Raw genomic sequence first — 17536 nt, 5'->3', positions numbered from 1 at the left:
CGCGGCCGCCGCCGGCGCGGACCCCGCCGAGGTGCGGCGGGCGGTGATGCTGGGCGGCTCGCTCGGCGCGGTCGCCCGGGAGCTGCTGGCGCGGGGCCCGGCGGCGCTGGCGGACTTCCGGCTAGAGGTCGGGCGCCCGGTGCTGCCGATGCTGGCACACACCGCCAAGGACGTCGGCGAGGCGCTGGACCGGCTCGGGCCGTGCGCCGTCGAGGAGAAGCTCGACGGCATCCGCGTCCAGGTGCACCGCGACGGCGGCTCCGTACGGATCTGGACGCGCAGGCTGGAGGAGATCACCGAGCGGCTGCCCGAGCTCTGCCGCGCGGCGCGGGAACTGCCGGTGGCGTCGGCGGTGCTGGACGGCGAGGTGATCGCGCTGGACGCGGAGGGCCGGCCGCGCCCGTTCCAGGAGACCGCGGGCCGGGTCGGTTCGCGACTGGACGTGGCCGGGGCGGCGGTGACGGTGCCGCTGTCGCCGGTCTTCTTCGACCTGCTGGCCGTCGACGGCCGCGACCTGCTGGCGCTGCCCACGGCCGGGCGCCACGCGGAGCTGGCGCGGGTGGTGCCCGAGCCGCTGCGGGTGCGGCGGCTGGTGGTCGCGGACCCGGCGGACGCGGACGACCGCGCCGCGGCGCGGGACTTCGCGGAGGCGGTGCTGCGGCGCGGCCACGAGGGCGTGGTGGTCAAGGCGCTGGACGCGCCCTACACGGCGGGCCGGCGGGGATCCGCGTGGCTGAAGGTGAAGCCGGTGCACACGCTGGACCTGGTGGTGCTGGCGGCGGAGTGGGGGCACGGGCGGCGCACGGGAAAGCTGTCCAACCTGCACCTGGGGGCGCGGCGGCCGGACGGCTCCTTCGCGATGCTCGGCAAGACGTTCAAGGGGATGACGGACGCGATGCTGGCGTGGCAGACGGAGCGGCTGCGCGAACTGGCCGTGGGCGACGACGGCTTCGTGGTGACCGTGCGGCCGGAGCTGGTGGTGGAGGTCGCCTTCGACGGCCTCCAGCGATCCTCCCGGTACCCGGCGGGGGTGACGCTGCGGTTCGCGCGCGTGGTGCGGTACCGCCCGGACAAGCGGGCGGAAGAGGCCGACAGTGTGGACGCCGTACTGGCGCTGGGCACCGCCGGGTAGGACGACCGGCTTGTTCCGCCCCTGCTGGTTGACGTCCGCGGCAGGTGGTGATGGACATGGACAGTTGATGGCGCGCGGAGGTAAGAGAGTTTTGAGAGAGGGACGTTGCGGCGGGTGCCGGGCCGCCCGGGAAGCGTGAACGGCCGGTCCCGGTGGGACCGGTCCGGCCGTTCGCGGGCGCGAGGCCGCCTCGCGGCGGCGGCCCCACGCGGTCTCACTCGCCCCGGAAGAGCTCCAGCAGGTCCTGCCGCCCGAAGACGCCCGCCGCCTCCACCGCGGAAGGCGCCCCCGCCGAGGGGTCCGCGCCGTGGGCCAGCAGCGTGCGGACGATCTCGTCCTCCCCCTTGAAGACGGCGCCCGCCAGGGGCGTCTGCCCGCGGTCGTTGGCCCGGTTCGGGTCCGCCCCGCGCTCCAGGAGGGCCAGCACCGCGTCGAGGTGACCGTGGTAGGCGGCCAGCATGACCAGCGAGTCGCCGCGGTCGTTGGTGAGGTTGGCCGGCACGCCGGCGTCCACGTAGGCGGCGAGCGTGTCGGTGTCGCCGTGGCGCGCCAGGTCGAAGACCTTGGCGGCGAGCTGGAGCACCTCGGGGTCGTGGGCGGGCTCGGTTTCGGGGGTCTGCTCGGTCATGGGTCCGCGGTCCTCCGGTCAGTGCGCACGGGTGCACGCGATATCGGTGTGCCCCCACCCTATGTACGGGTGCGGCGCGCTGTCCGGCAGGCACGGACGCGCCCGTTCGGGTGAATCACCGGATGCCTGCGCGAGAATCTCCGCGTCCGGTTCGCACCGGTGCGGGCGTGCGGTCCGCGGCCCCGGGCAGGCGGTTTGCATTTTTGCGGCCCCTTGCCGCCCCTCACCGCCGCTCCGTCGATCACGACGGAAGCCCCAATGATCGAACTGCGGTGTCTTTTTTTCGCATTAATACTTTCCGTGAGTCCTGAGGAGCTCATGGAGAACCCCTCGACCCACTCAGGAGAAACGTCATGATCCTGTCCATCTCCGGCGTCGTGCTGTTCGGTGTCATCGTCTTCCTGTTCTTCCGCAAGGACAGCCTGAAGGCCAGCCACGCCATCGTCTGCGCCCTCTTCGGCTTCTACCTCTCCAGCACGGCCATCGCCCCCAGCATCAGGGCCGGCAGCGCCAGCCTCGCGGGGCTCCTGGGCGGCCTCAAGTTCTGACCCGCACCGACCGGCGCTCCGGCCGCGACCCCCGCAGGAGGAGACCGACGTGGACCCACGACAGCTCCCCCGCACCCTGGGCGGCGGCCGGCCCGTCGCCCGCGGTCAGGAGCTCGCGCGCACGGCGGCCGACAGCGCGGCCGACATATTCCACCCGCTCTGCGTCATCGCGCGCGGCCTGCGCGTCCTGGCCGCCGGAGCGTGGCGCAGGTGGCAGCGGACCCCGGGCGACCGCCGCGGCCCCACGCTGCTGCTCGCGGGTTCGTGCGCGGCCATCGTGATGCTCCTGCCGTACGGGCCGCTGCTCGCCGGCGTCGTCCTCATGACCCTCTCGGCCTGGGCCGGGCGCGACCGCGACGCCGCGTACGGGACGGTCCGCGAGAGCGAGGGCGAGCGGCTCCAGGCGCTCTACGAAGCCCTCGTGCCCTACTTCTCCGTCCCCGAGGACCCGGCGCCGCTCTACGCCCACGACGGCGACTGGGAAGAGGCCTTCGCCGGCCACTCCTTCGACCACGAGGGCCGGCTCGCCTCCCTGGAACTGCGCTACCCGGCCTACTTCACCGACGGCGAACCGGAAGCGCGGGCCAGGATCGAGCAGTTGCTGCAGATGAAGGCCGGGCGGGGGCGCGAGTACCGGTTCGACTGGGACGCGGAGGCCAACCGGCTCCACGTGCGCGTACTGCCCGCGCTGCCCGCCGACATCTTCGCCCAGCGGTTCGTGACCGCGCCCGGCGAGACCGTGCTCGGCTTCACCGACCCCGGCGCCGTGCACCGCACCCTGCCGGTCTTCGACGGCACCGACCGCCGTGACGAGCCGCCCGTGCTGTGGCGCACGGGACCGCGCTCCACGGAGCCGCACCTGCTGGTCCTCGGCCGGCCCGCCGCCGGCACCAGCACCCTGCTGCGCTCCCTCGCGCTGCAGGCCCTGCACCAGGGCGACGTGGTCGCCGTCGACGGCAGCGGGTCCGGCGAGTTCTCCTTCCTCCGCGGCCGGGACGGCGTCCTGGCCGTCGAGTCCTCGGCCGCCGGCGCACTCGCCGTCCTGGAGTGGGCCTCCCACGAGACCGAACGGCGGCTCACGGCGGCCAACCGCGCGCGCCAGGAGGGCCGTCAGGCGCCCGAGGACGTCCGCCGGCCCCTGTGGATCGTCGTCGACCGGCCCACCGCGCTCGGCCACCTGGCCGCGGCGGAGGGCCGGGCCGACCCGCAGGTGCTGCTGCAGGTGCCGCTGCGGCACGGGCGGATCGCGAACGTCACCGTCGTCCTGGGCGATCACCTCGACGACGCGGCGGCCCAGTTGGCGGAGCCGGTGCTCGCGCTCACGCGCGCCCGCGTGCTGCTGGGCGCCGTCACCGACGAACAGGTCCGCGCCGTGCTCGGCGCCCCGCCGCGCACCACGCCGCCGCCGGAGGCGCCGCCGGGGCGCGGGTACGCCCGCCTGGGCACGGGCCCGGTGCACCGGCTGCAGGTCCCGGCGACGCCCGACCCGTACGACGAGGAGACGTCCGACCACGAACGCCGGGCCGTCCTGTCCCTCCTACCGGCCGACGGCCGCGGCGACGACCCTCTCCCGGCGGGAGCGACGTAACCGCTCGGCGCGGTCCGGCTCCGCCGGGGCGGCGTGGCGTGGCGGTGCCGCGCACTCCCAGGCGAGTCCGGCACCGCCGGACAGGCCGCTGCTGGTGACTCACCGTCGCGGCGGGAGCAGGGTGGCCGGCCCGTACATCCCCACTCCGCCGCCACGGCGCTCAACCCCCGCGGCGCAGTCCGGCGGTGCCGAACGCACACCAGGCAGGTCCGGCACCGCCGGATGCGCCGTCTCCGATTGCTCGCCGTCGCGGCGGGATGAGAGCGCGGCGACCGCCCACCCACCTGAGCGGGCCCGGCACCGCCGGACAGGCCGTCACCAATTGCTCGCCGTCGCGGCGGCAGCAAGCCCCGCCTCGGCGGAAAGAGGGTGCCGCCCCCTCAGGCCACGAACGTGCGCGGCGCCTCCACCGCCGCCGTCGCGCCGCTTGCCACCAGGCGGGACGCTTCCGCCAGGCGGGACGCCGCCTCTTCCGCGACCGCGCCGGTCACCGTGAACGGCAGGCGGACGTAGCCCTCGAAGGCGCCGTCGACGCCGAAGCGGGGGCCCGACGGGACCCGCACTCCGAGTCGTTCGCCGGCCTCGGCGATGCGGGAGCCGGAGAGGCCGCCGGTGCGGACCCAGAGCGTGAGGCCGCCGCGCGGCACGGTGAACTCCCAGTCGGGGAGGTGGCGGCGGACCGCCGCCACGAGCGAGTCGCGGCTCTCGCGCGTGGTGGTCCGCCGTATCCCGACGGCGGCGTCCCAGCCCTCGGTGGTCATCAGCCAGGTGACGGCGAGCTGTTCGAGGACGGGCGTGCCGAGGTCGGCGTAGGCGCGGGCGGCGACGAGGCTGCGGATGACGTCGGGCGCGGCCCGCACCCAGCCGATGCGCAGCCCGGCCCAGAAGGACTTGCTGGCGGAGCCGACGGTGATGACGGCGCTGCCGGCGGGGTCGAAGGCGCAGACGGGGCGCGGCAGTTCCAGGCCGGGCTCCAGGCAGAGGTCGGCCATGGTCTCGTCGGCGACGAGCAGCGTGCCCGCGGCGCGGGCCGCCTCGACGAGCTGCCGGCGCTGCTCCTCCGTGGCGAGGGCGCCGGTCGGGTTGTGGAAGTCGCCGATGACGTAGGCCATGCGGGGGGCGGCGTCGCGCAGCACCTGGCGCCAGGCCGGCAGGTCCCAGCCGGCGAGGCCGTCGCCCATGGCGACGGGCACCAGCCGGGCGCCGGCCTCGCGCATGAGCTGGAGGACGTTGGCGTACGAGGGCGAGTCGACGGCGACCCGCTCGCCGCGGCCGGCGAAGAGCCGGCAGATCGCGGCGACGGCGCCCATGGCCCCCGTGGTGATCATGATCTGTTCGGGCATGGTGGGCACGCCGCGGGCGGTGTAGCGGTCGGCGACGGCCTGGCGCAGGGCGGGCAGCCCGGCGGGGTAGTCGCCGTGGGTGGCGGCATAGGGCGGCAGCTCCTCCAGCGCGCCCTGGACGGCGCGGCCGAGCCAGGGCTCGGGGGCGGGCAGGGCGGCGCAGCCGAGGTCGATGACGGAGCCGGCGGCCTCGGGGGGCAGCGGGTCCAGGGCGCGGGTGGGCAGCGGGTTGCCGGCGGGGACCGCGGTCCAGCTGCCGGCGCCGCGCCGGGATTCGAGGAAGCCCTCGCCGCGCAGGGCCTCGTAGGCGGCGGCGACGGTGGTGCGGCTGACGGAGAGGGCCGCGGCGAGCTCCCGCTCGGCGGGGAGCCGGGCGGCGACGGGCACGCGCCCTTCGAGGACGAGCAGCCGGATGCCGTCGGCGAGCGAGCGGTAGGCGGGGGCGCGGCGGCTGCCGAGGGGGGTGACCGTGCCGCGGCCGCCCTGCGCCTCGCGGTCCCGCTGCGAGCCGAGGAGGCGCGCGAGCTTCTGCGCACCCACCGACGAGGTCCAATGACTCATCTGAATCGGTCCACCTTTCGGGGATTGGCCATGGATCTTCCGTCCACCTGTTCTCCAGACTGACATGCGGCAGGCCACTTGCACCACTGCGGGTGGCCGCTCAGTTTGCCGCGCACGCGCTTTCGGGGCCGTGCCGGCTCGTGCCAGGCCGAACTGTCAGGAGGATCCGTTGTCCGCATCAGGGGGACCGTCGGGAGGGGCATCCCTCACCCGCCGGCTGCTGCAGCTCTACGTCGGGCTCGCGTTGTACGGGGTGAGCGGCGCGCTGCAGCTGCGGGCGGGGCTGGGGCTCGCGCCGTGGGACGTGCTGAACCAGGGCGTCGCGCGCCACACGGGCATCTCGATCGGCGCGGCGTCGATCGCGATCGGGGCGCTCGTCCTGCTGCTCTGGATCCCGCTGCGGCAGCGGCCGGGCCTGGGGACGGTCTCGAACGTGCTGGTCATCGGCCTGGCGATGGACGCGACGCTGAGCGTGACGCCCGACCCGCGGTCGCTGTGGCTGCGGATCCCGCTGCTGGGCTTCTCGGTGGTGCTGTGCGCGGTGGCGACGGGGCTGTACATCTCGGCGCGGTTCGGCCCGGGCCCGCGGGACGGGCTGATGACGGGGCTGCACCGGCGCACGGGCCGCTCGGTGCGGCTGGTGCGGACGTGCATCGAGGTGGTCGTGCTGGCGACGGGGTTCGTGCTCGGCGGCTCGGTGGGTGCGGGCACCGTCTTCTACGCGCTGGCGATCGGCCCGCTGTCGCAGTTCTTCCTGCGGCGGTTCGCCCTTCCGGAGCGAACTGTTCCGGCGCCCGTGGTCCCGGCCGGGGAGAAAGTTCCGGACCTGGTTTAGGCCGGACCGAAGCGGACCGGTAGTGTACGCCTTCGACCCACCGAACGAACCGTTACTGCACGCTAACGCGACAGAAACGCAGGGTGACATCCGTTGCCAGATGTGACAAAACGGGCGTTGGTGGGTACAACAAGGGGCGGCACGACGGGCGACGCATGTCCCTCAACGGGAATCTTCACCGCCGACCGGACGTTGACCGGATGACGACGACAGCGACACCTGTCCTGTGGGCGACTAAGCCCGGGAGGCACGATTCATGAGTGAGCGAGCTCTCCGCGGCACGCGACTTGTGGTTACCAGCTACGAGACCGACCGCGGCATCGATCTGGCCCCGCGCCAGGCGGTGGAGTACGCATGCCCGAACGGCCATCGATTCGAGATGCCGTTCTCGGTAGAGGCGGAGATTCCGCCGGAGTGGGAGTGCAAGGCGTGCGGCGCCGTTGCACTCCTGGTGGACGGCGACGGTCCTGAGGAGAAGAAGGGCAAGCCTGCGCGTACGCACTGGGACATGCTCATGGAGCGACGTACCCGTGAGGAGCTGGAGGAGGTGCTGGCCGAGCGGCTGGCGGTCCTTCGTTCCGGCGCCATGAACATTGCCGTTCATCCGCGGGACACCCGCAAGTCCGCCTGAGCGGGCACCACGCAGTAACAAAAGGGCCCGGGCCACTGCCGAAGCAGTGGCCCGGGCCCTTTTGCCTGTCCCGTTGCCCTTTTGCACGTCCCGTCGCGCTTCTCAGCGCGGCAGCTGCGGCCCGCCCGGCCGCGGGGCGGGCGGCTCGTCGTCGCGGATGACCTCGCCCTGGACGACCTTGCCGCCGGGCCCGCCCGGGCCGGCCGGACCACCGGGGCCCATGCCGCCCATGCCGCCCAGGTCAGCGCTGCGGGCCTGCCGGAAGGCGTCCCCGAGCGTGCCCGGGGCCGCCGGCCGGTTCAGCCACCGCTCCCCCGCCTTGCGCAGCAGGCCGCGGGTGGGCGGGAAGAGGCAGAGCAGGCCGGCCGCGTCGGAGAGCAGTCCGGGCAGGATGATCAGCAGGCCGCCGAGCATCGTGAGGGCGTTGCCGCCGGTCTCCTGGCCGCCGCCCGGCTCGGCGGTCGCGCCGCCGGGCTGCAGGGAGACCGTGAGCCGTTTCCAGGCCCGCCGCCCGGCCCGCTTGATCACGTAGGACCCGAGGACGACGCCGCCGGCCAGCAGGGCGAAGACGGTCAGGCCGCCGGCGGCACCGGCCACCAGCGTGAGCAGCCAGATCTCCAGGACGGCCCAGAGGGCCACTCCCAGGGGGATGAGCCTGCGGGCGCGCCGCCGCTGCGGCGGGCGGCCGTTCCTCGTCTGCTGTGCTCCGAACGTCATGCCTCAAGTGTGCCTGGCCTGCGGCGGAAGCCGGGGGCGGCGCTTATGGGCCGCTTACGGCGCGGCCGGCCGGGCCGCCCCTGGCGGCACCCGGCGCAGCACCCGTCACGGCATCGCCGCCGGGTTACTTGCGGCCGAGCGCCTTGCCGACCCGGGAGCCGACGCCCCAGGAGGTGACCCGCCACAGGGCCTCGGCGACGATGTCGCGGCTCATCTTGCTGTCGCCGAGCTCGCGCTCGACGAAGGTGATGGGCACCTCCACGACGTGGAAGCCGGCCTTGACGGCGCGCCAGGCCAGGTCGACCTGGAAGCAGTAGCCCTGGGAGGCCACCTCCTCCATGCCGAGGCCCTCCAGGGTCTCCCGGCGGAAGGCCCGGAAGCCGCCGGTGACGTCGCGGATCGGCACGTCGAGGAGCAGCCGGGAGTACGTGGAGCCGCCGCGGGAGAGGAACTCGCGCGACTTCGGCCAGTTCACGACCCTGCCGCCGGGCACCCAGCGGGAGCCGAGCACCAGGTCGGCGCCCTTGAGGGCGGTGAGCAGGCGGGGCAGCTCCTCGGGCTGGTGGGAGCCGTCGGCGTCCATCTCGACGAGGACGCCGTAGCCGTGGTCGAGACCCCAGCGGAAGCCCGCGAGGTAGGCGGCGCCGAGGCCCTCCTTGCCCTTGCGGTGCAGGACCTTGACGTGGTCGTCGTCGCCCGCGAGCTCGTCGGCGAGCTTGCCGGTGCCGTCGGGGCTGTTGTCGTCGGCGACGAGGACGTGCGCCTCCGGTACTGCCGACCGCACCCGTCCGACGATGCTCTTGATGTTCTCCGCCTCGTTGTAGGTCGGGATGATCACCAAGGTCGTGCCGAGCGGACCGAATCTCCGCTGCCCACCGTCGTTCACTGCTGGCCTCTCTTTTCCGGCTCGTCCGTCCGTACCCGACGGCCGATCAGGAGTGCGGCCGCACAGGACAGAAGGCCCACCATAGCGAGCGCCCATTCGGGCGCCGCACCCACGCGGTCGGCCACGGTCGTCCCGTCCCGCAGGGGGAGGGTGGCGCTGATCACGTCGCGGGTGAATTCCTCGCTCCGCTGCTGCACCGTGCCGTCCGGGGCGACCACGGCGCTGATGCCGCTGGTGGCGACGGTGACGACGGCGCGGCCGTGCTCGACGGCCCGCAGCCGGGACATGGCCAGCTGCTGCTCGGGCTGGCCGGTGCGGCCGTAGGTGGCGTTGTTGGTCTGGACGACGAGGGCGCGGGCACCGGCCTTGACGGTGTCGCGGACGATCTCGTCGTAGGCGACCTCGAAGCAGATGACGTCGCCGAGACGAGCCGGGCCGATCTGCATCACTCCGGTGTGGTCGCCGGGGTAGAAGTCGCGCTGCACGCGCTGGAGGCGGGTGATGACCTTGCTCAGGGCGCTGCGGAAGGGCACGTACTCGCCGAAGGGCACGGGGTGCTGCTTGGCGTAGGAGGCGCCGGGGCCGGTCTTCGGGTCCCAGACGATGCCCTTGTTGTCGATGTAGCCGCTCTGCCCCGGGTGGTCCACCAGGGCGCCGACGAGGACGGGCACGCCGACGGCCTTGACCGCCTCCTCGATGCGGTCGTAGGCCTGCGGGTACTGGAAGGGGTCGAGGTCGGAGGAGTTCTCCGGCCAGATGACGAGGTCGGGCTTCGGCACGCGGCCGGCCTTGACGTCCCGGGCCAGCTGGAGCGTGGCCTCGGCGTGGTTGTCGAGGATCATCATCGGGCGGCCGAGGAAGTCCATGCCGGCGTGCTGGACGTTGCCCTGGACGAGCGCCACCTTGACCTCGTCGTCGGCCTTGACCGGCACGGGCACCGCGTAGCCCGCGAGCAGCACGGCGACGGCGAGGGCCAGCGCCTCGACGCCCGGCAGGACCGCCCGGAACCGGCCCGGGCCCGAGGACGCGCGCAGCTTCAGGGCGACGGTGACGGCGTACGCGAGGAGGCCGCCGGTCAGGGCGACGGCGAAGCTCACCAGCGGGGCGCCGCCGAGGGCGGCGAGCGGGGTGAACGGCGAGCCGGTGTTGGCGAAGGCGAGCCGGCCCCAGGGGAAGCCGCCCAGCGGCAGCCGGTCGCGGGCCAGCTCCTGGGCGACCCACAGGCAGGCGCCCCACAGCGGCCACGCGGGCAGCCGGGAGACGAGGGCGAGGGCCGCGCCGAGGACGGCGACGAACAGCGCCTCGGCGAGCGACAGGCCGGTCACGGCGTCGTAGCCGACGACGTGCAGCCAGCGCAGCAGCACGAAGAAGAAGGGGAGGGCGAAGGCGAAGCCGGTCCAGGCGGCCTGCCGGGCGGTGCGCCCGCGGGTGAGCAGGGCCAGCGCGGCGACGGCCACGACCGACAGCGGCCACACGTCGTAGGGCGGGAAGGACAGGGCGAACGCGACGCCGGAGAGCGCGGCGATCCCGGTGCGGGCGGCCTCGCGGCGCGCGAGCCGGGCGAGGCGCACGGCCCGGCGGGGGCGCGCCTGCGGAGCGGGCGCGGTCTCCTCCGCGGGGACTCCCTCCGCGGCGGTCTCCCCCGCGGCGGGTGCGGTCTCCTCCGGGGGTGCCGGGGAGCGCTCGTCGCCGGGGGCGGATGCCGCGCCGGCTCCGGCGGTGGTTTCGGGACCCGGGGGCACGGGCGAGCCTTCCTGCTGTCTTGCGGTGATGAGCCCGACGGTACATCGCTCGGGGCGCCGTGCCCGCCACGGGTGCGCGCGGAAAGGCGGAGGAAGGCCGGGAAAAGACCGGGGGAAGGGGGTGGGGCGAATGGGGGCCCGGCGTCCTTCGGGCCGACCTGGGACCCGCTGGCTGCGGGTCGACCGAGAGCCGTTGTCTACTGAACGTCCGGGCCCCACCCGGGTCGCACCTGCCGGCCCGGCAGCACCTCCGTCGCCCCCGTGCGCTGGAACCTGGCTGCCAGTGGCGGTGGCCGCTCCCCGGCGCACCACCCCATGGCCCAGCGGCGTTCGACGACTGTGTGGAAGTGCACCGGCCGGACGTCCTGTGGTGGACTCCGCAGAACCTACCGGCCGCCGCCCGGACCCTGTCAACACCTCTGCGACCTGGGGATATGCACTAAATCAGCAGGTCAGTACGGCGAGTGATCACCGGCGGCGACAGGCCGACGTCTCATCGTTCGGCGGTACGCGCCGGGTACGCGTCACTCGTTCGGACGCTCGTAGACGGTCCGCCCGCCCACGACGGTGCGCAGGCAGACCGGGAGGCCGGTGCCGGGAGTCAGGTCGGGCAGGCCCGGGGTGCCCGAGCGCGGGTCCGTGGACCAGCTCGCGACGCGCTCGTCCGGCACCTGCACGACGAGGTCTCCGGCCTGCCAGACCGCGTAGTCGGCGGGCGCGCCCGGCACGAGGACGCCCGCGTCGTCGCGGCCGATCGCCCGCCAGCCGCCGCGCGTGTGCGCGGTGAACGCGGCCCGGACCGAGATCCGGTGCTCGGGGGTGCGGTGGAAGGCGGCGGCGCGGACGGTGCCCCACGGGTCGAGCGGGGTGACCGGGCTGTCGGAGCCGAGGGCGAGCGGCACGCCGGCGCGCAGCAGGGCCGCGTACGGGTTGAGGGTGCGGGCCCGCTCGACGCCGAGGCGCCGGGCGTACATGGCCGTGTCGCCGCCCCAGGTCGCGTCGAAGGCGGGCTGCACGGAGGCGGTGAGGGCGAACTCGGCGAAGGCCGCGATGTGCTCGGGGGTGAGCATCTCGGCGTGCTCGACGCGGTGCCGGGCCGCGCGGACGCGCGCGAGTCCCAGCTTGCCGGCCGCGGCGCGGACGCCCTCCACGACGGCGGTCAGCGCGGCGTCGCCGATGGCGTGGAAGCCGGCCTGGATGCCCGCCTCGGTGCACGCGGCGACGTGGGCGGCGACGGCGGCCGCGTCGAGGTGGGCGGTGCCGGTGCTGCCGGGCAGGTCGGCGTACGGCTCGTGGAGGCACGCGGTGTGCGAGCCGAGGGAGCCGTCCACGAAGAGGTCGCCGGCGGCGCCGGCCGCGCCGAGCTCGCGGATGCGCTGCGCGTCGTTCGCGGATGCGACGGCCTCCGCCCAGTAGCCGACGACGCGCGGGCCCGGGCGGCCGGCGGCGAGGCGCAGCAGCCCGGTGAAGTCCTCGGTGCCGGAGATCTGCGGGCCGGCGCACTCGTGCACGGAGCCGATGCCGAGCGAGACGGCGCGGTCGAGCGCGGCCGTCTGGGCCGCGGCGCGCTGGGCGGGGGTGATGCCGGCGTGCGCGGCGGCGCGCACGGCGTGGTGCGCGTCACCCGTCAGCGGGGCCTCGGCGGCGTATCCGTCCAGGCCGGCGAGGCCGGGCACGAGGTCGAGCAGGGCCGTGGTGACGACGGCCGAGTGGACGTCGGCCCGGGTGAGGTACAGCGGGCGGCCGCCGGTGGCCTCGTCCAGCTCGCGGCGGGACGGCGGGCGCTGCTCGGGCCACGCGCTGGCGTCCCAGCCGTGGCCGAGGAGGACGCCCTCGGTGGGGCGCGCGGCGGCGTGCGCCCGGATCCGGTCGAGGGCCTCGGCCAGGGAGCGGGAGCCGGTGAGGTCGAGACCGGTGAGCGCGAGGCCGGTCGCGGTGGTGTGCACGTGTGCGTCCGTGAACGCGGGGGTGACGAGGGCGCCGCCGAGGTCCACGACCTCGTCGACCCCTTCCGCGAAGGAGTCCGCGGCCCCTTCGGAGCCGACCCAGGCGACGGCGCCGCGCTCGACGACCATGGCCGTGGCGAACGGGTCGGCGGGGCTGTGCACGTCGCCGTTGCGCAGCAGTACGGTGCGCGGCTTGTCCTGGGATGCGTGGGGCTCGGTCATGGGGATCAGTCTCTCCCCTGACCCGCCCCGTCCCGTAACCGGGGCTCCGGTGTCCTCGGGCGTCACCCCACCCGCGGCGGCCTCGCCTCGTACGGCGTCGACAGCACGATCGTCGTCCGCGTGGACACTCCCGCCAGCGACCGGATCCGCGCCAGCAGGTGCTCCAGCTCCAGCGGCGTGGCCACCCGGACCTTGAGGATGTAGTTCTCGTCACCGGCGACGCTGTGGCACGCCTCGATCTCGGGGATCTCGGCGAGCCGGTCGGCGATGTCGTCGGGAGCGCTGGGGTCGAACGGCTTCACCGAGATGAACGCGGTGAGCGGCAGCCCGACCGCCTCGGGGTCGACGACGGCCGCGTAACCGCGGATGACGCCCCGCTGCTCAAGCCGGCGCACGCGCTGGTGCACCGCCGAGGTGGACAGGCCGGTGGCCTTCCCCAGGTCGGTGTAGCTCATCCGCCCGTCCTTGACGAGCAGTTCCACGATTTCTCTGTCCAGCTCCTCCACGCGGATCAACCTACTGGGTCCGGGCCGGAGCGGCACAGTCGACGGGCTCCGCGGGGGCGCATGACCACGCACAAAGACATGTGACGAACAACACAGATATGCACCCGTGTCCTCCCTGTTGCGGCGATTACCCGGCTCGTGGCGCGGGAAGTGCTTGCTGTGGCCGAGGCCGAGGCGCCTGGCCGGCCAATCCGAGGGGGAGAAAGACTATGCCCAGCCTGGAACGCCTGCATGAAGGCGACGGCAGCCCGTACGAGCCCTATGAGGTCGACACCACCACGATGTTCCGGGTGACCTGCCCGGACTGCGCGCGCCCGATCGCGCTGCTCCCCGACGAGGACGTGCTCCCCGAGCACGCGCTGTGCCCCTCGCCGTGGAATCCCTTCGGGCTCACGGTGTGCCCCGGCTCGGGCCGCGCCATGGAGGACGCGGCCGCGGCGGACGAGTCGCCCGACGGTCTGGAGTTCGACGCCGCGCTGATGCTCACGCTGCCGGAGAGCCTGGACTGGCGGACGCAGCCGTTCTCCCACATCGGGGGTCCCGGCTCGCGCCCGGTCCGCGTCCCGGAGATGCGCCGGCCGTCCTGACGCGCAAGCCCGGCCGGCGGGCGGGCCGTGCGGGCCCGTCCGCCGAAGCGGCGCTCAGCGGCTCTCGGGGCCCGCCAGGTGACGGGCGATCACCATGCGCTGGATCTGGTTGGTGCCCTCGACGATCTGCAGCACCTTGGCCTCGCGCATGTAGCGCTCGGCCGGGAAGTCCGCCGTGTAGCCGTAGCCGCCCAGCAGCTGCACGGCGTCGACGGTCACGCGCATCGCGGCGTCGGTGCAGAAGAGCTTGGCCATCGCCGCCTGCTTGGAGAACGGCAGGCCGGCGTCGCGCAGCCGCGCCGCGGCGAGGTAGAGCGCGCGGCCGGCCTCGATCTGGGTCGCCATGTCCGCGAGCATGAAGCGCAGGCCCTGGAAGTCGGCGATCGGCCGGCCGAACTGCTCCCGCCCGGCGGTGAAGGCGAGCGCCTCGTCCAGCGCGGCCTGGGCGACGCCGATCGCGCAGGCGGCGATGCCGAGGCGCCCGGAGTCCAGCGCGGACAGCGCGATCGCGAAGCCCTGCCCCTCCTCGCCGATGCGGCGGGCGTCCGGCACCCGCACGCCGTCGAAGTGCAGTTGGGCCGTCGGCGAGCCCTTCATGCCCATCTTGCGCTCGGGCGCCGCGGCCGACAGGCCGGGGGCGTCGCCGGGGACGAGGAAGGCGGTGATGCCGTGGGCGCCCTCACCTCCCGTGCGGGCCAGCACGGTGTAGAAGTCCGCGAGGCCGCCGTGGGTGATCCAGGCCTTGGTGCCCTCGATGGTCCAGGTGTCGCCGTCACGGGTGGCGCGGGTGCGCAGCGAGGCGGCGTCGGAGCCGGAGGAGGGCTCGGAGAGGCAGTACGCGCCGAGGAGGCCGCCGCCGAGCATGGCGGGCAGGTGGTCGGCTTGCTGCTCCTTGGTGCCGTAGCCGGCGAGCGCGTGGCAGGCGAGGGTGTGCACGCTGACGCCGAGGCCCACGGTGAGGCGGGCGCCCGCGAGCTCCTCCAGGACCTGCAGGTAGACCCCGTAGGGCTGGCCCCCGCCGCCGAACTCCTCGGCGTAGGGCAGGGCGAGCAGGCCGGAGGCGGACAGCAGCCGGAAGACCTCGCGGGGGAAGCGCCCGGCTTCCTCCTCCTCGGCCGCGGTGGGTTCGATCTCCCGCTGCACCAGATCGCGTACGAGCGCGAGCAGGTCGCGGGCCTCCTCGGTGGGCAGCTGTCGCTCCACCGGCTGCGGGCCGTGGTCGGTCATGGCGGCGCTCTCCTCCCTGTCGGGCGCTGCGGCGGCGGGCGCGCAAGGGTGTGGCGCCGTCGCCGGTGATGCCCAGCCGATGATCCCGCGCCGGGTCGCGGCACCGGATGACCTGCGGCTGTGGCGGCTTGGAGTATGCCCGATCGGCGGGCCGGCGTCACGGGTTGACAAGTCGCGCACCAGGCACAACGGCCTTGTGACGGAGTCGTGAACGGGGATGGTCCAAACCATTGACCGCTCTGGTCCAGACCTTCTATGGTCCTGGCACCGCTTAGCGCGTTCATGCCAGGTCACCCCCCGCAGAGCAGCTCTCCCCACCCCCACCGAGGAGAACCGATGCCCGCACGACCGCGTACCCTCCTGGCCGCCTTCGCCGCCGCCGGGGCCCTGATCACCACGACGCTCCTCACCGGTCCGGCCAGCGCCTCCCCCGCCGCGCCCCCGGCCGCCGGAGCCGACGACACCGCCGCGGGCCGCAAGGTCGTCGGCTACTTCACCAACTGGGGCGTCTACGAGCGCAATTACCACGTCAAGAACATCGAGACGTCCGGCTCGGCCGCCAAGCTCACGCACATCAACTACGCCTTCGGGAACGTCACGGGCGGCAAGTGCACCATCGGCGACTCCTACGCCGACTACGACAAGGCCTACGACGCGGCAGGCAGCGTCGACGGCAAGGCCGACACCTGGGACGACGGCGCCCTGCGCGGCAACTTCAACCAGCTCCGCAAGCTCAAGAAGCTGCACCCGGGCCTCAAGGTGGTCTGGTCCTTCGGCGGCTGGACCTGGTCGGGCGGCTTCGGCGAGGCCGCCCGCAACCCGGCCGCGTTCGCCGAGTCCTGTTACGGCCTCGTCAAGGACCCGCGCTGGGCCGACGTCTTCGACGGCATCGACATCGACTGGGAGTACCCCAACGCCTGCGGCCTCACCTGCGACACGAGCGGACGCGAGGGGTTCGTGAAGCTGATGGCCGCGCTGCGCGCGAAGTTCGGCACGCGCAGCCTCGTCACGGCCGCCATCACCGCCGACGCCTCCGACGGCGGCAAGATCGACGCCGTCGACTACGCGGGCGCCTCCCGCTACGTCGACTGGTACAACCCCATGACCTACGACTTCTTCGGCGCGTGGGACGCCAAGGGCCCCACGGCCCCGCACTCGCCCCTCACCGCCTACGACGGCATCCCGAAACCCGGCTTCAACACCGACGCCACGATCACCAAGCTCAAGTCCCTCGGCATCCCCTCGTCCAAGCTGCTGCTCGGCCTCGGCTTCTACGGCCGCGGCTGGACCGGCGTGGACCGGTCCGCGCCCGGCGGCACGGCCACCGGCCCCGCGAAGGGCACCTACGAGGCCGGCTTCGAGGACTACAAGGTCCTGAAGGCCACGTGCCCCGCCAACGGCACGGTGGCCGGCACGGCCTACGCCAAGTGCGGCAGCGACTGGTGGAGCTACGACACCCCGTCGACGATCGCCGGGAAGACGGCGTACAAGAACCGCCAGGGACTGGGCGGCACGTTCTTCTGGGAACTGAGCGGCGATACGGCGGACGGTGAGCTGATCCGGTCGATCGGCTGACTCCGGACCGGAACAGCCCCGCTCACACCGCCGTCGCCGCCCCCTCATCCGCCACCGCCCGCGGCGAGCCCGCCGCGGGGGTCCGGTGGTCGAAGGCGATCAGGGGGTCGCCCGTCAGCGGGTGGTCGACGACCGCCGCCCGGACGCCGAAGACCTCGGCCAGCAGCTCCGGCGTCAGGACCTCCCGCGGCGGGCCCGAGGCCACGAGCGAGCCCCCGTGCAGAACGTGCAGGCGGTCGCACAGCGAGGCCGCCGCGTTCAGGTCGTGCAGCGACAGCAGGGTCGTGCGGCGCTGCGCGCGCAGCAGCGCCAGGAGTTCGACCTGGTGCAGGACGTCCAGGTGGTTCGTCGGCTCGTCCAGGACCAGCACCTCCGGGTCCTGGGCCAGCGCCCGCGCCAGCAGCACCCGCTGGCGCTCGCCGCCCGACAGCGCCGAGAAGCGCCGTTTCTCCGCCCCGGCGAGCCCGACGCCCGCCAGCGCCGCCGCCACGATCTCCGCGTCGGCGCGGTCCTCGCCCGCGAACGCCCGCTTGTACGGGGTGCGCCCCATGGCCACCACCGCCCGTACCGAGAGCTCGAAGTCGCTGCCGCGCTCCTGCGGGAGCGCGGCCACCCGCCGGGCCGACTCGGCGGGGGTCAGCGACGTGATGTCCGCGCCACCCACCAGCACCCGGCCCGCGTGCGGCCGCAGATAGCGGTAGACGGTGCGCAGGACCGTCGACTTGCCGCTGCCGTTCGGCCCGACCAGCCCGGCGATCTCGCCCTCCGCCGCGACCAGGTGCACCCCGGAGACGACCGTCCGCCCGGACAGCGACACCTCCAGGCCCTCGATCGCGATCCTCATTCCGCCCATCCCCCTACT

16 protein-coding genes are annotated in these 17536 nt (G+C 74.2%); 7 read left to right on the top strand and 9 right to left on the bottom strand.

The annotated features are described in order from the left end of the window. The coding region (locus B7P34_RS07780; protein ID WP_146166764.1) for an ATP-dependent DNA ligase at nucleotides 1-1132 on the top strand (1132 nt) is incomplete at its 5' end. Between the two features lie 214 nt (nucleotides 1133-1346). Here B7P34_RS07780 and B7P34_RS07775 read toward each other — a convergent pair. Next, nucleotides 1347-1760, bottom strand: a complete 414-nt coding sequence (locus B7P34_RS07775; protein WP_106675063.1) for an ankyrin repeat domain-containing protein — start codon at nucleotides 1758-1760, stop codon at nucleotides 1347-1349. Nucleotides 1761-2113: 353 nt separating this feature from the next. On the opposite strand from B7P34_RS07775, the gene B7P34_RS07770 reads away from it, so the two are divergent. Together B7P34_RS07770 and B7P34_RS07765 are read left to right on the top strand one after the other, a co-directional pair. Next, nucleotides 2114-2308, top strand: coding sequence for a hypothetical protein (locus tag B7P34_RS07770; protein WP_030365431.1), 195 nt, complete (start codon nucleotides 2114-2116; stop codon nucleotides 2306-2308). Between the two features lie 49 nt (nucleotides 2309-2357). Beyond that, nucleotides 2358-3896 carry a hypothetical protein gene (locus B7P34_RS07765; protein ID WP_106675062.1) on the top strand — a complete coding sequence of 513 codons (1539 nt, stop codon included), beginning with the start codon at nucleotides 2358-2360 and terminating at the stop codon, nucleotides 3894-3896. Nucleotides 3897-4276: 380 nt separating this feature from the next. On the opposite strand, the gene B7P34_RS07760 is transcribed toward B7P34_RS07765, so the two are convergent. Next, the gene (locus tag B7P34_RS07760; protein ID WP_106675061.1) at nucleotides 4277-5800 is read right to left on the bottom strand and encodes a PLP-dependent aminotransferase family protein; all 1524 of its coding nucleotides are present in this window, start codon (nucleotides 5798-5800) and stop codon (nucleotides 4277-4279) included. A 169-nt stretch (nucleotides 5801-5969) separates the two neighbouring features. On the opposite strand from B7P34_RS07760, the gene B7P34_RS07755 reads away from it, so the two are divergent. Together B7P34_RS07755 and B7P34_RS07750 are read left to right on the top strand one after the other, a co-directional pair. Continuing rightward, entirely contained in the window at nucleotides 5970-6635 is a 666-nt protein-coding gene (locus B7P34_RS07755) for a YczE/YyaS/YitT family protein (protein WP_106675060.1), read from the top strand. Nucleotides 6636-6891: 256 nt separating this feature from the next. Then, nucleotides 6892-7266, top strand: coding sequence for an RNA polymerase-binding protein RbpA (locus B7P34_RS07750; protein WP_004948858.1), 375 nt, complete (start codon nucleotides 6892-6894; stop codon nucleotides 7264-7266). Between the two features lie 102 nt (nucleotides 7267-7368). Here the strand turns inward: B7P34_RS07750 and fxsA are convergent, their stop codons facing one another. The 5 genes from fxsA to B7P34_RS07725 all read right to left on the bottom strand — a co-directional run bounded on the left by fxsA (nucleotide 7369) and on the right by B7P34_RS07725 (nucleotide 13285). Beyond that, on the bottom strand, nucleotides 7369-7983 hold the full coding sequence (gene fxsA / locus B7P34_RS07745) for an FxsA family membrane protein (RefSeq protein ID WP_106675059.1): 615 nt from the start codon (nucleotides 7981-7983) through the stop codon (nucleotides 7369-7371). Nucleotides 7984-8107: 124 nt separating this feature from the next. Continuing rightward, a complete protein-coding gene (locus tag B7P34_RS07740; protein WP_106675058.1) occupies nucleotides 8108-8869 on the bottom strand; it encodes a polyprenol monophosphomannose synthase in 762 nt (253 codons plus the stop codon). Then, complete coding sequence (gene lnt, locus B7P34_RS07735; protein WP_106675057.1) at nucleotides 8866-10611, bottom strand: apolipoprotein N-acyltransferase; 1746 nt, start codon at nucleotides 10609-10611, stop codon at nucleotides 8866-8868. The genes B7P34_RS07740 and lnt overlap by 4 nt, the downstream gene beginning before the upstream one ends. Nucleotides 10612-11135: 524 nt before the next feature. Next, nucleotides 11136-12779 carry an amidohydrolase gene (locus tag B7P34_RS07730; protein WP_106675056.1) on the bottom strand — a complete coding sequence of 548 codons (1644 nt, stop codon included), beginning with the start codon at nucleotides 12777-12779 and terminating at the stop codon, nucleotides 11136-11138. 62 nt (nucleotides 12780-12841) lie between these two features. After that, a complete protein-coding gene (locus tag B7P34_RS07725) occupies nucleotides 12842-13285 on the bottom strand; it encodes an Lrp/AsnC family transcriptional regulator (RefSeq protein WP_030365423.1) in 444 nt (147 codons plus the stop codon). A 209-nt stretch (nucleotides 13286-13494) separates the two neighbouring features. Here B7P34_RS07725 and B7P34_RS07720 point away from each other — a divergent pair, with 209 nt between their 5' ends. Beyond that, nucleotides 13495-13872 (top strand): hypothetical protein, encoded by a 378-nt coding sequence (locus B7P34_RS07720; RefSeq protein ID WP_106675055.1) that lies wholly within the window; start codon nucleotides 13495-13497, stop codon nucleotides 13870-13872. A 54-nt stretch (nucleotides 13873-13926) separates the two neighbouring features. Here the strand turns inward: B7P34_RS07720 and B7P34_RS07715 are convergent, their stop codons facing one another. Further along, the gene (locus B7P34_RS07715) at nucleotides 13927-15099 is read right to left on the bottom strand and encodes an acyl-CoA dehydrogenase family protein (RefSeq protein WP_106675054.1); all 1173 of its coding nucleotides are present in this window, start codon (nucleotides 15097-15099) and stop codon (nucleotides 13927-13929) included. A gap of 336 nt (nucleotides 15100-15435) precedes the next feature. On the opposite strand from B7P34_RS07715, the gene B7P34_RS07710 reads away from it, so the two are divergent. Further along, nucleotides 15436-16674: a glycoside hydrolase family 18 protein gene (locus tag B7P34_RS07710; protein ID WP_106675053.1), complete on the top strand. Its 1239-nt coding sequence runs from the start codon at nucleotides 15436-15438 to the stop codon at nucleotides 16672-16674. A gap of 22 nt (nucleotides 16675-16696) precedes the next feature. Here the strand turns inward: B7P34_RS07710 and B7P34_RS07705 are convergent, their stop codons facing one another. After that, nucleotides 16697-17518, bottom strand: coding sequence for an ABC transporter ATP-binding protein (locus tag B7P34_RS07705; RefSeq protein WP_106675076.1), 822 nt, complete (start codon nucleotides 17516-17518; stop codon nucleotides 16697-16699). Between the last annotated feature and the right edge of the window lie 18 nt (nucleotides 17519-17536).

The sequence above is a fragment of the Streptosporangium nondiastaticum genome, from assembly GCF_003011965.1.
Taxonomy (GTDB): Bacteria; Actinomycetota; Actinomycetes; order Streptomycetales; family Streptomycetaceae; genus Streptomyces; species Streptomyces nondiastaticus.
Note: the sequence above shows the minus strand (reverse complement) of the source record. Positions and strands in the feature narration are given on the sequence as shown.

Bases quoted from the DNA above. Each gene is read 5' to 3' on its own strand.
- B7P34_RS07720 (WP_106675055.1), top strand. From the start codon at position 13,495: ATGCCCAGCCTGGAACGCCTGCATGAAGGCGACGGCAGCCCGTACGAG.
- B7P34_RS07775 (WP_106675063.1), bottom strand. From the start codon at position 1,760: ATGACCGAGCAGACCCCCGAAACCGAGCCCGCCCACGACCCCGAGGTG.
- B7P34_RS07730 (WP_106675056.1), bottom strand. From the start codon at position 12,779: ATGACCGAGCCCCACGCATCCCAGGACAAGCCGCGCACCGTACTGCTG.
- B7P34_RS07770 (WP_030365431.1), top strand. From the start codon at position 2,114: ATGATCCTGTCCATCTCCGGCGTCGTGCTGTTCGGTGTCATCGTCTTC.
- B7P34_RS07705 (WP_106675076.1), bottom strand. From the start codon at position 17,518: ATGAGGATCGCGATCGAGGGCCTGGAGGTGTCGCTGTCCGGGCGGACG.
- B7P34_RS07760 (WP_106675061.1), bottom strand. From the start codon at position 5,800: ATGAGTCATTGGACCTCGTCGGTGGGTGCGCAGAAGCTCGCGCGCCTC.
- B7P34_RS07710 (WP_106675053.1), top strand. From the start codon at position 15,436: ATGCCCGCACGACCGCGTACCCTCCTGGCCGCCTTCGCCGCCGCCGGG.
- B7P34_RS07750 (WP_004948858.1), top strand. From the start codon at position 6,892: ATGAGTGAGCGAGCTCTCCGCGGCACGCGACTTGTGGTTACCAGCTAC.
- fxsA (WP_106675059.1), bottom strand. From the start codon at position 7,983: ATGACGTTCGGAGCACAGCAGACGAGGAACGGCCGCCCGCCGCAGCGG.
- B7P34_RS07715 (WP_106675054.1), bottom strand. From the start codon at position 15,099: ATGACCGACCACGGCCCGCAGCCGGTGGAGCGACAGCTGCCCACCGAG.